The organism is Pseudoalteromonas sp. SM9913, from assembly GCF_000184065.1.
GTDB classification, from domain to species: Bacteria; Pseudomonadota; Gammaproteobacteria; order Enterobacterales; family Alteromonadaceae; genus Pseudoalteromonas; species Pseudoalteromonas tetraodonis.
On record NC_014800.1, the window covers coordinates 211,657 to 223,780 of the forward strand.

Sequence of the window (12,124 nt, forward strand, 5' to 3'; positions counted from 1 at the left end):
TTATTGAATTACTTTCTTTATATAATAGACATAAAGTTGTGATTTAGCATGGTAAGCGGCGTTTCAATAAGTGATTTTTTATTGATTGAATAGATAGTGATTTGGACAAAGCACAGGTAAGCACTTTTATAGTAAAGGCCAATAAATATTGGCCTTTATATTTTATTATTAGTTGGTGGGCATTAAATAGATTTCGCGTACGCTATTACGCTGATTAGCTTCAATGGCAAACAAAACGGCATCGGCCACGTCTTGAGGATCGAGCTTATCTGGTTTTGCTTCATCAAAAAATGGTGTATTCACCATGCCTGGGGCTATGGTTGTACATCGGCCATGCCAAGGTTTCATTTCTTCCGCAAGGTTTTGACCAAAGCCATGGGCAAACCATTTAGTGGCACCATAAATAGAGCCATCAATGGGTCTTCGCCCTGCTGCAGAGCTGGTTAAAATAAAATGCCCTTGGTTTTCACGTAAATGAGGCAAAGTGAGTTTGGCGGTCCACAGTAGTGCTTTAATATTAAGGTCAACCATGGCTGACCACTCTTTAGGATCGCCATTCTCTGTACCAGGTGATGACACACCCATGCCGGCGTTAGCGAATGCTGCGTCTAATCGCCCAAATTTTTCAACGCCTTTACTCACTACATTCTCAAGTTCATTAAATTCAGTGGCATCGGCTGAAACGCTAAATGCATTTTCATGGCCTAACTCGTCAACTAGTTTATTGAGTTTATCTTCGCTGCGCGCGGTTAAGATCACTTTGTGGCCATTATTAACCAATGTTTTAGCGGTTGCCTCGCCAATGCCGCTCGATGCGCCGGTAATTAAAATTACTTTCTGTGTTGCCATGGTTTGTCTCCTTTTTTGGAATTCTGCCAAGCTTGAGTGTATAGACTCAATTAAATGAGTTAGTTAGGGTTAATTAAGTGACAGTAATGTCGTTTAAGCATGCTATCAGGAGTAATTCATTACCCTAATAGATAGAATCATATTTTTTTGAATAGTTAAGCTATAAGTATAATTATATAAACTTAACCTTAATTGAATTTAGAGAGATTAGCGATAAGGGTTTGAACGTATGTTTCAAACCCTAGTAGCCGAAAGCAATTAAGCTTCTAGTTGAAATGGGTATACCGATCCTAGGCTAAGTAACTGGGTTAACTCATCAAGCGCTTGATAACTTTCGGTTAATAACGCTGGATCGGCAAAATCGTTAGCACCGAGTTTATCGCGGTAATGGCGCGTAGCCCAATCACATAATTGGGTGTACTTTTGCTCATCTAAAATAACCTCAGGATTTACCGCTGCTAATTCTTGGCTATTAAGCGCCACGCGTAAACGCAAACAAGCAGGTCCGCCGCCATTTTGCATGCTTTGGCGTAAATCAAAAAACTGCACTTGATTTATGGGGTTATCGTCAATAATCATTTCTTCAATATACGCTTTTACAGCAGGATTACGCTGGCATTCTTGTGGGGCAACGAGCAACATTTTATCGTCACTAAGGCTAACCAGTTGGCTATTAAATAAATAGCTACTAACGGCATCTTGAATACTCACTTTGCTGGTTGGCACTTCAATAATATAAAGCTGTTTGTTACCTACATAGGCTTCGCGGATATCGTCTAATGCTTGCGTTTGATTTAAAAACGCCTGCTGATGGCATAATAAAACATTAGCGTTACCCACCGCGATTACATCATTATGGAACACCCCTTGGTCAATCACATCAGGGTTTTGTTGTAATAGTATTTGGCTGGTATCTTTTATATTGTGCAATCGACAAATGGCTTCAGACGCTTCCAAGGTTTGCCTTGCAGGGAACTTAACGGATTTAACAAGCTGACTGTTAAAGGCACTTGCACCAAATACAAATAATTCTAGCCCGGTTTCACCATGGCTGTCGCACAGGCGAGTATGGTTTGCTGCGCCTTCATCACCAAAAAAACCTTGCTCAGGCAAATGTGAATGGTGTGCAAAGTATTGTTCGTTATTAAACATCGCTTTGAGCAAACGTGTAGTGGTGTTTGGCTCTAAAGAGCGATGAAATTTATTATTTAGATTAGCCGCAGTGAAGTGTACTTTGCCGTCGTTAGTATCAGGTGAAGGCGATACGGTGGCTGCATTAGCGGTCCACATGGCTGAGGCAGAGTAACAAGCGCGCAATAAAATAGGATCGGCTTTAAAGGCTTTATTAATGACTTGTGCATCGTTGCCAGTAAACCCTAAACGCCGCAATACATTTAAATCTGGGCGAGCATGAGGCGCAAATACCCCTTGGGTTAAGCCTTTATCGCGCATGGCTTTCATTTTAGCCAAGCCCTGCAATACTGCTTCTTGCGGATTTGAAAAGCTCGCCGCGTTATTTAACGAGGCAACATTGCCATACGACAAACCTGCGTAGTTGTGAGTAGGGCCGACTAAGCCGTCAAAATTAACTTCTAAAGCATGCATACACGTTCCACTAACCAATTAAATAGTCTTTTACAATACAACGCTATGACTTAGCTTGCAAAGTCTGTTCAAAAATAGTTTTTAACGCGAGTAGATACGCTCTTTCTCACTGGTGGTATGCGTATTTGTTGGCTCATTAACTTGCCACACTGTGATATCTAAGCGCCATAAAAAATAAAGAGTGTTGTATAAATTAGACATAATTTTTTTCCTTGGTGTAACTAATGACAATTAAATATAAGGAAGAAGTATGCCAATTGTTTATTGAATATTTTATGAATATAAATCAGATATTTACTATTATTTCTTTAATACCTAGTTTGGTTGAGGCACCAAATTGGGGGAGTGATTATAAAATATGCACTTTTTTGGTGTGATGTTATAAAGCCCTGCATTACATGACAGGGCTAGGGTAATTGCGTTAGGTTATTAACGACCTACTTTACCTTTTACAAGGGGCGTAAACGACATCACTTTAAACTTATTAGGGTTTTGAGTTTTATCATTGCTTAACACCGGCGAGTTGTGCAAATCGTTTACTGTAAAATATATTTTATGATCTGCACCATAACTAAAGCCATCTGGCCAGCTTAGGCGATCATCTTTAAATAACACTTCATAGTCGCCATTTGGTTTTACGACGCCAATTGCACCATTGGTTATATCGGTCACATAGACGTTACCGCCCCCATCCACCGTAATGCCGTCGGAAATGGGTTTAGTGCCGTAGCGCATTACTTTAGCTTCTAGCGCTTTTGCTGAAAGCTGCTCGTTGTTAATTGCGCTGGTGGCAATACGATAAACCGAAGTCCCCGACATTGACCCAAAGTAAAGCCAGTCTTCGTTAGGATCAAGCGTAATTGGGTTAACACCTAAACGCGCAGGTTGTCCGCCTAGGCGCATTGTTCGGCCATTAATAACCATATCAATATTTTCGGCGGTGGTGTATTGGCTATCTTGTAATACTCTTCGCGCTTCACCGGTTTTTAGGTTTACTATAATAATCGCAGCCTGACTGCCTTGTGCTGTATCGGCAATGTAAATAACGCCGTGTTTATTATCGATAACTAAATCGTTTAAAAACGAGGTATCGGTAATTGTTGGTTTGGCTAGGTAAATAATTTTATGCAGTTGCTCTTGGTTGGTATCCCAACCAACTAATCTCCCCGCATGATCAGGCCCTGAGGTATCAAGCATCCACAGTATGCCGTCGCTTGATACATTAACACCGAGTACCCCGTAAAAGCCTTTACCCTTGTTGTATGCGTAAGCCCATTGCTCATTAGGGTAGGGTTTAGTGGTGCCATCACTTAATAGCTCCATGATTTTTTGATTTTGCCCATAAAAACCATGTATAGATAAAAACTTACGGCCAGATGGCGTAATGGCTATGTTGCCAGGCGGGTGTTGTGCATCAAATGTCGCAACAGTGGTTAATTCACTATTATTGGCAAGTGCTCCATTACTTACCAGTAATGTAATGCTGTAAGTAATAGCAATAAGTCGTTTTTTTAAATGCGTCATTAATTAACGCCTTGTTTGTTAAGTTATAGCTGGGTAAAGCTGGGTTTTTAGTCGGTCAGATCATTGACCACTAAGTCGAGTAACTGCATTAATTGTTGTGCTTGGGTTGTGTCGATACTGTCAAATTTGCAAAAAATCCTTTTTGGGATGTCGGCAGCTTCAAGTTTTAAAGAGTGACCCGTGTGAGTCAGTTGCACCAAACGCTTACGCTTATCGTGTTCGTCTTTTATAACGTTAAGTAATGACTTGTCGGTCATTTTTTTTAATATTTGAGTAAGCGCGCCACCATCAATTGCGGTTTTATCTATTAGCTCAGCGATAGTTACTTCATCTTGTTCCCACAGCGCCATCATAACAACATACTGAGGATAGGTAAGGTTAAGCTCAGCTAGAGGTTCTCGATAGGCACGGGCTATGCTGTTGGACGCCATATATAAACGATGGCATAACTGATTTTTTAATTTTAACTGTTCAAACGACATCGCTTTATCCTTCATTTCAATACAGAGTATTTTAGTTTGCATGCAAAGTATTTGCAATCGGAATTTAGTTGATCTATTATTTTGCATGCAAAGTAATTGACTTAGAAATTTTAATCTTAGGAGTTCACTATGAATGTATTACAAAATGTAGCTTATACAGCAAAAGCAACGGCAACAGGCGGACGTGAAGGCGTTGCTAAATCGGATGATGGTCGTTTAAATGTTAACTTATCAACACCTAAAGGGTTAGGTGGTGACGATGGACAAGGCACTAATCCAGAGCAATTATTTGCAGCAGGTTATGCTGCCTGTTTTATTGGTGCACTTAAGTTTGTAGCGGGTAGCGAAAAAATTGCGTTACCAAGTGATACTTACATTAACTCTGAAGTGTCTATTGGTGCGATTGATGCCGGTTTTGGTATTGCTGTAAAATTGGCTGTATCACTAGGTGATATGGACAAAGCAGCGGCACAAGCCTTGGTAGAGAAAGCACACCAAGTATGTCCATATTCAAATGCAACTCGTGGCAATATTGAAGTAGAGCTGTCGGTTATTTAATTAACCTCTTTATATTGTTTATAAAAACACGCCATGAGTGATCATTGCGTGTTTTTTATTGGGCACACCTCTAAAAGCCAAACTTGAGTTGACGCGGAAAATAGATAACTTTACCTGAATATATGAAATTTCATATATTCACTATTCCATATGTCTTTCTTTTCATATATTGTTGTTGTATGCAAAACAAGACTACACTGTATGAATCAACTAAATCCTCTGCATTTTTTTAAATGTATCGCTGACGACACCCGCTTAAAGACAATACTGCTTATTGCGCATGAAGATGAGTTATGTGTATGTGAATTAGTGGCGGCACTTGATGTAAGCCAGCCTAAAATTTCACGGCATTTAGCTGTATTACGTCAATGCGGTTTGCTTGCTGATCGTAAGCAAAATCAATGGGTGTTCTATAGCTTAAATAAATCACTACCTGATTGGGCGAAAGATGTAATTACAAAAACATTACATGCCACCCCTACATTTTATGAGCATCAATTACAGCGTTTAAATGTGATGGGCAAGCGTCCTGAGCGAATTTTAAAATGCTGTGACTAACTAAAGGAATTTTATAATGACGATTAAAGTAGGCATAAATGGTTTTGGACGAATCGGACGTTTAACCTTACGAGCGGCAATTGATTGGCCTGAGGTTGAATTTGTACATGTTAATGATGTGGCTGCTGATGCGAAAACACATGCCCATTTATTAGAATTTGACTCGGTTCACGGGCGCCTAAAATATGAGGTGCAAGCCGATGATAATAGTTTTTCTGTAGCAAAGCATACGGTTAAAGTAACGAATAATAAATCGATTGCAGAGACTGACTGGTCACAATGTGATGTGGTGATTGAAGCCAGCGGTAAAATGAAAACCACAGAATTACTCAACGCTTATTTAGCGCAAGGTGTAAAGCGTGTGGTTGTTACTGCCCCAGTTAAAGAAGAGAGTGTTTTGAATGTGGTAATAGGGGTGAACGATCATCTTTATAATCCGCAGTTACATAAAATTGTTACCGCGGCTTCATGCACAACAAATTGTTTAGCGCCTGTGGTAAAAGTATTGCAAGAAAAAGTAGGGATTAAGCATGGATCCATAACAACGATTCATGACATTACCAACACCCAAACCATTATAGATGCACCTCATAAAGATTTACGTCGCGCGCGCTCATGCGGAACAAGTTTAATTCCTACCACTACCGGCAGTGCAACGGCTATTACGCAGATATTCCCTGAACTTAAAGGAAAATTAAACGGCCATGCGGTTCGAGTCCCCCTAACCAATGCATCAATTACTGATTGCGTGTTTGAACTAGAGCGTGGTGTAACCGAACAAGAAGTGAATGGATGGTTTAAGCAAGCGGCTAATAACGAGCTAAAAGGCATTTTAGGCTATGAAGAAAAGCCATTGGTATCTATTGATTACAAAACAGACCCTCGTAGCACAATTATAGATGCGCTTTCGACAATGGTTATAAACCACACTCAACTTAAACTCTATGCTTGGTATGATAATGAATGGGGTTATGCCAACCGGACTGCTGAGCTGATGCTCAAAGTAGGACAAAGTGATTTAGTAAACTAGTTCAGGGTATTGAAGATGTTTTCGCAAATCGCCAATTTACCATCGGCTTTAAAACAGTATGGCATTATTACGGGTAATTACTGGGCTTTTACACTAACAGATGGCGCACTTCGCATGCTGGTGGTGCTGTATTTTCATCAGTTAGGGTATGGCGCGCTCGCGATTGCCATGCTGTTTGTGTTTTATGAGTTATTTGGGGTTATTACTAACTTAATTGGCGGTTGGTTAGGTGCGCATTTAGGTTTAAATAAAACCATGAACATAGGATTAGGGCTGCAAGTTGTGGCCTTAGCTATGTTGTGTGCACCAAGCGATTGGTTATCGGTAAGTTATGTAATGTTAGCGCAAGCCTTAAGTGGGGTTGCCAAAGATCTCAATAAAATGAGCGCTAAAAGTGCGATTAAATATTTAGTTCCCGAAGGTGATAATCAGCAAAGCCAATTATACAAATGGATTGCTATATTAACGGGCTCTAAAAATGCATTAAAAGGAGTTGGCTTCTTTTTAGGGGGGCTATTACTTACTTTACTAGGATTTGTTGGAGCGTTAGTTGCTTTAATTATGCTTTTAACTATCGCTTGGATCATTAGCTTAGTGTATTTAGAGGGTGATATAGGCAAAGCTAAAAATAAACCAAAATTTAAAGCGTTACTTTCTAAGTCTAGGGCGATTAATTTACTTAGTGCCGCTCGGTTTTGTTTATTTGCTGCTCGTGATGTATGGTTTGTTGTTGCATTGCCTGTTTATTTAGCCTCGCAATTTAATTGGCCACACTGGTGGGTTAGTGGTTTTATGGCACTATGGGTGATTGCTTATGGGGTAGTGCAATCTCAAGCACCAAAAATTACAGGCAAGTCACTTGTCAGTAATGATGCGATAAAGAAAGCGTTTTACTGGGGGGGAGTATTGGCGTGTGTCACCTTGTTATTAGCTTGTTTGATGCAGTTTAATATAGCTGTAAACACTACGCTAATTGTTGGGTTATTTATTTTTGGTGCTGCATTTGCTATTAACTCATCATTACACAGTTATTTGATTGTCAGCCTTGCTAAAAGTGATGGTGTTTCTTTGGATGTAGGTTTTTATTACATGGCTAACGCTGCAGGAAGACTGGTCGGGACAGTACTTTCTGGTTTTATGTATAAAGTATATGGGCTGCAGGCCTGTTTGTGGGTAAGCGCTAGCTTACTTTTGCTCGTTTGTTTAATCACTCAACGGTTAACTAAACAAAGTTAGCCGAACACTAAATACTAAAATAAGTCACTAAACGGTATTTCTGAAATATTTTATAGTATGTTCTTTTAATTGGTCTAAACTAAAAAATACATATGTAAGGTAAGGTAATTTTAATGCGGGAAATAGCGTTAGCAAAAAAGTTATTGTGGATAAGTGTTGGAAGTATACTTTTAACGGTTGTACTATTTTCAGGAATATTGTGGTCTAAATTATCATCAAGTAATGCACAAACCTCTTCAGAGGCAGAAACATTAATTGTCAGTGAAGTAGATGGTCGATTAACCGCAAATGCAGCCGCATACGGTGAGAAAATTGCGGCATTTATCAATGAAGCTTATCGGATCCCATACTCTCTTGGCAGTATTTTAGAAGACGCCGATAAAACATCCATAAACAGAGAATCTGTCGCTCTACTAAATCGCTCAATACTAGAAAGCAATGATGTTATTTCTAGTATTTACTCACAGTTTGAAAAAAATGGCTTTGATGGCAAAGATAGTGATTTTACCCAAGGGTACGATCATTCAGTTGCTGGAGCTGGCACACTAGAGGTTTATCTAACGAGAAATTCGAACGGCGTTGTTGAACAACAAGTAGTAGAAGATGCCTCAGAAAAATATGTTGATAAAATTAATGAATTCGGTTTACGTGAAGCTGAATGGTACTTGTGTGCAAAAGACAAATTAAAACCCTGTATCATGGAACCCTACCTCTATGAAATAACTCCGGGTTATTCTGAGATGATGACCTCTTTAGTGGTGCCTATTATTAAATCAGGTAAATTTGTTGGCGTAACAGGCGCGGATATTACACTACCTGTATTTCAAAAATTGACAGAAGAGCTTTCAAAAGCGCTTTATGATGGTAAAGCAAAAGTAACCTTACTTAGTCATTTGGGTTTAATTGTCGGTACGAGCCACTACAAAGAAAAACTAGGTCGCCCTTTAAAAGAAGCGGTTAGCGCTAAAAGTTATGAGAGTTATAAAGCTCTAAAAGGCACCAAAGGAACAAACAAACAAGGCGCTGAAATAATGGTGTCTTACCCGATTGAAATTAAGCTTGCTGATGTGAAATGGATGCTGCTAATTGAAGTTCCCGCTGAACTTGCCTTTGAAGGACCTATTCAATTAACTGCTGGCATGTCTGAGGCTGCAAAAGAGCTGGGTGTGATTATTTTGATCACGGGGACTGTGATTGCGGTATTGGCATTTATAGTAATGAAGCTTGTAGTAGGCAGTGTTGTAGCGCCACTTAAACAAATACAAGAACGTGTAGATAACCTAGCCAGCTCTGAAGGTGATTTAACACAAACACTACATGTGGATACGCATGCTGAGCTTATAGCTTTGGCCGGAGGATTTAATAAGTTTTTATCAAAACTGCGTGAACTCATTAGTGAGCTAAAAGCGGTCTCGGATCAAACCAAGCATCAAGGCGAAGTTACCTCAAATATTGCCGTAGAAACCAAGCATAATGTTCAGGCACAGTTTAAAGAAATTGAAAGTGTGGTGACGGCAATGAACGAAATGAGCGCGACAGCACTTGAAGTGGCAAAAGCTTCTGAGCAATCTGCGCAACAAGCTGATGAAATCAATACCTTAGTGGTTAGCAGCGAGTCGAGTTTATCTTCTGCGATGACCCAAGTTAAAACAATGTCTGAGGAAATCAAAGAAGCCAACCAAGCAGTCGAAAAAGTGGCCTCACGTAGTAATGATATTACGCAAATTTTGGATGTGATCCGAACTATTTCTGAGCAAACAAATTTACTGGCATTGAATGCCGCCATTGAGGCTGCACGTGCCGGTGAACATGGTCGAGGTTTTGCTGTTGTTGCGGATGAAGTTAGGGCTTTAGCGTCTAAAACTCGCTCATCCACCGACGATATTAGCAGCCTAATTGATAGCTTGTTATCAGAAGTAGGAAATGCCTCAACTGTCATTGAAAAAGGCGTTGTACGTGCTGAAAATGCAGTTGATGAAACTTCTACTGCCTTTGATGCACTGCACAGTGTTGTTGTAAAAGTGGATGAAATAACTAACCAAATCACCCATATTGCAACCGCAGCTGAAGAGCAAAGTTTGGTCACTGAAGAAATAAATCGTAATTTAACTATTATTTCTGATGCGGCATCTCAGCTCTCTGATTTATCTGCTCAGGCAGGCGATAGCAGCCAAGAACTCAATAAGTTGGTTGCACAGCAAGACGCTGAGCTGAATAAGTTGAAAACGTAAATTTTTTTATTTAGAGTTAAACAAGCGGCTAATTTAATACAGATTAGCCGCTTTTTTATACGCTGAATAATCAAACTGAATATAAAAAGAGTTTATTTAAGCGCAAAGACAAGCACCCAATAGGATTACAGTTTTTTGATTAGTACAAACATTTGGTTGATCATCGGCATCGCCAAATGCTCGACTGCAGGGCGATTAAAGTAACCTCGTAATCCTGTAAATTGCACTTGGAAAAATTGTGCGTATGCAGTTGCAGTTAAATCACCGCTTAGCTCACCATTTTCAATAGCGCGGGTAAACAATGTGGTTAAATAAGATTCAAATTTAGTCAGTAAGCCTGCGCTTAACTCACTTAAAGCCGTGTCTTTTTCAGCAAATTCGGTATTTGCTTTTACTAACATACAAATAGCACTTGGACTGCAGTCCTTGGTTTTAATAATTACATTTTCAACAAATGCCCGCAAACCACCTAAAATCGAATCAGAGTTTGCTATAAAGCCCTCAATTTGGCTTTTCATCTGTACGGTGTAGTCTTTTAAAGATTCACTGTATAACCCTTCTTTAGAGCCAAATGCAGAGTAAATACTTCCTGGTCGCATATTTATAGCTTCCTGTAAATCGCGGGTAGAAGTAGCATGAAAGCCTTTCTCCCAGAACAGCTGACTTGCCACGCGAACAACATGTTCACGTTCAAATTTAATTTTATTGGCCATAATAGTTTCTATTAATTTGAGCGACTGTTCAATTTTAACTTGAGCGACCGCTCAAAATCAAATAATATGTTTCTCAACACGACTTAATACTATTTATTATATAGGAGCAAAACTATGGCTGAATTTACCTTATACACGCAAGAAAATGTATCAGCAGAGGCAAAACCTTTATTAGCAGACTCTGTCGCCGCTTTTGGAATGTTGCCTAATCTTCATGCTGTGATGGCTGAGGCACCAACATTGCTAAAGGGTTATCAAGTACTGCATGAGTTATTTCAAAAAACATCGTTTAATGCACAAGAGTTAACGGTTGTTTGGCAATCGATTAATGTTGAGCACGAGTGCCATTATTGTGTGCCAGCACACAGTGGTATAGCCGCTGCCATGAAGGTTGATGAGAATATTGTGGATGCATTAGTCAATAAAACCCCGCTTGCTGATCCTAAACTTGAGACACTTCGTGAGACAACGCTTGAAATGACACGAGAACGTGGTGTGTTAAGTCAGTCACAGCAGGAAAAGTTTTTTGCAGCAGGGTATACAAAACAACAGCTTCTTGAAATTGTGTTGGGTCTTGCGCAAAAGGTGATGAGTAATTACACCAACCATCTTGCAGATACGCCTGTTGATAATGCGTTTAAAAAATTTATAAAGTAACTTAAGATCAGTGTTCTAGTTCAAAATCGTAATTATTAATGGCTAGAACACTGTTTTTTAAAGAACTAATACGTTTTTAGGTATTACAAGGCAATAAGTAAAACTTATTTAAACTTTACTTCTTTATTGCTGCGATGGTAGGTGCGAATTTGCGGCTTAGTCCATTCACCTTTTTTTAAATAACTGGTGGAAACAACAAATTGCTCATCCTTGAATTCACTAGTTGATTTAACTTTAGTGATGCCCTCTTGGCTGCCAGTGACGTCTTCATAAGCAACAAATTGTGTTGGGCTCAACACTTTCATGACTCCTTTGGTATAAAAGCCAGCCGTAGTAAAATAATAAAATACTAATGACTGTTTTTTGCGATCATAGAAAATCATTGATTCGCCCCCATACTCACCTTCATTTATAGAATGCGTAGTGCGAATGGCTTTACCATTTAAGGTGCGCTCCCATTTGGTCACATCTTGGGTTGGAAGCGGGTTTTTATCTATATGAAAATCAGCTTGCCAAGTACCTAAGTAAGGAGTGAATACCGCAAGCTCAGGCTCTAGTAAATCCGTTTTATTATTTGCTTGAATACTGAATATACATAGTGAAAACAGCAGCATCGAAGCCTTTAAATATGTCATAATTTAACCTTGGTGTTTCTTTTAATTATCTTCATTATAGGCGATT

Annotated in this window: 12 protein-coding genes; 6 read left to right on the forward strand and 6 right to left on the reverse strand. The window is 39.4% G+C overall.

Annotated elements, in window-relative coordinates; all coding sequences use genetic code 11:
- Window positions 1-168 precede the first annotated feature (168 nt).
- From PSM_RS16170 to PSM_RS16185, 4 genes are all read right to left on the reverse strand, one after another.
- On the reverse strand, window positions 169-849 hold the full coding sequence (locus tag PSM_RS16170) for an SDR family oxidoreductase (RefSeq protein WP_013462942.1): 681 nt from the start codon (window positions 847-849) through the stop codon (window positions 169-171).
- A gap of 258 nt (window positions 850-1,107) precedes the next feature.
- Window positions 1,108-2,454, reverse strand: a complete 1,347-nt coding sequence (gene astB, locus PSM_RS16175; RefSeq protein ID WP_013462943.1) for an N-succinylarginine dihydrolase — start codon at window positions 2,452-2,454, stop codon at window positions 1,108-1,110.
- Window positions 2,455-2,883: 429 nt separating this feature from the next.
- Window positions 2,884-3,978 carry an L-dopachrome tautomerase-related protein gene (locus PSM_RS16180; protein ID WP_013462945.1) on the reverse strand — a complete coding sequence of 365 codons (1,095 nt, stop codon included), beginning with the start codon at window positions 3,976-3,978 and terminating at the stop codon, window positions 2,884-2,886.
- Window positions 3,979-4,025: 47 nt separating this feature from the next.
- Entirely contained in the window at window positions 4,026-4,460 is a 435-nt protein-coding gene (locus PSM_RS16185) for a MarR family winged helix-turn-helix transcriptional regulator (RefSeq protein WP_024602753.1), read from the reverse strand.
- A gap of 129 nt (window positions 4,461-4,589) precedes the next feature.
- On the opposite strand from PSM_RS16185, the gene PSM_RS16190 reads away from it, so the two are divergent.
- From PSM_RS16190 to PSM_RS16210, 5 genes are all read left to right on the forward strand, one after another.
- Window positions 4,590-5,018, forward strand: coding sequence for an organic hydroperoxide resistance protein (locus tag PSM_RS16190; protein ID WP_013462947.1), 429 nt, complete (start codon window positions 4,590-4,592; stop codon window positions 5,016-5,018).
- Between the two features lie 201 nt (window positions 5,019-5,219).
- Window positions 5,220-5,576, forward strand: coding sequence for a metalloregulator ArsR/SmtB family transcription factor (locus tag PSM_RS16195; RefSeq protein ID WP_013462948.1), 357 nt, complete (start codon window positions 5,220-5,222; stop codon window positions 5,574-5,576).
- 16 nt (window positions 5,577-5,592) lie between these two features.
- Window positions 5,593-6,606, forward strand: a complete 1,014-nt coding sequence (locus tag PSM_RS16200; protein WP_013462949.1) for an ArsJ-associated glyceraldehyde-3-phosphate dehydrogenase — start codon at window positions 5,593-5,595, stop codon at window positions 6,604-6,606.
- A gap of 15 nt (window positions 6,607-6,621) precedes the next feature.
- The gene (gene arsJ / locus PSM_RS16205) at window positions 6,622-7,842 is read left to right on the forward strand and encodes an organoarsenical effux MFS transporter ArsJ (RefSeq protein WP_013462950.1); all 1,221 of its coding nucleotides are present in this window, start codon (window positions 6,622-6,624) and stop codon (window positions 7,840-7,842) included.
- 113 nt (window positions 7,843-7,955) lie between these two features.
- Window positions 7,956-10,073 (forward strand): methyl-accepting chemotaxis protein, encoded by a 2,118-nt coding sequence (locus PSM_RS16210; protein WP_013462951.1) that lies wholly within the window; start codon window positions 7,956-7,958, stop codon window positions 10,071-10,073.
- Between the two features lie 125 nt (window positions 10,074-10,198).
- On the opposite strand, the gene PSM_RS16215 is transcribed toward PSM_RS16210, so the two are convergent.
- Window positions 10,199-10,786 (reverse strand): TetR/AcrR family transcriptional regulator, encoded by a 588-nt coding sequence (locus tag PSM_RS16215; protein WP_013462952.1) that lies wholly within the window; start codon window positions 10,784-10,786, stop codon window positions 10,199-10,201.
- Window positions 10,787-10,900: 114 nt separating this feature from the next.
- Between PSM_RS16215 and PSM_RS16220 the strand changes: the two genes are divergently transcribed.
- A complete protein-coding gene (locus PSM_RS16220) occupies window positions 10,901-11,443 on the forward strand; it encodes a carboxymuconolactone decarboxylase family protein (RefSeq protein ID WP_013462953.1) in 543 nt (180 codons plus the stop codon).
- A gap of 104 nt (window positions 11,444-11,547) precedes the next feature.
- On the opposite strand, the gene PSM_RS16225 is transcribed toward PSM_RS16220, so the two are convergent.
- The gene (locus PSM_RS16225; protein WP_013462954.1) at window positions 11,548-12,078 is read right to left on the reverse strand and encodes a hypothetical protein; all 531 of its coding nucleotides are present in this window, start codon (window positions 12,076-12,078) and stop codon (window positions 11,548-11,550) included.
- Window positions 12,079-12,124: the final 46 nt, after the last annotated feature.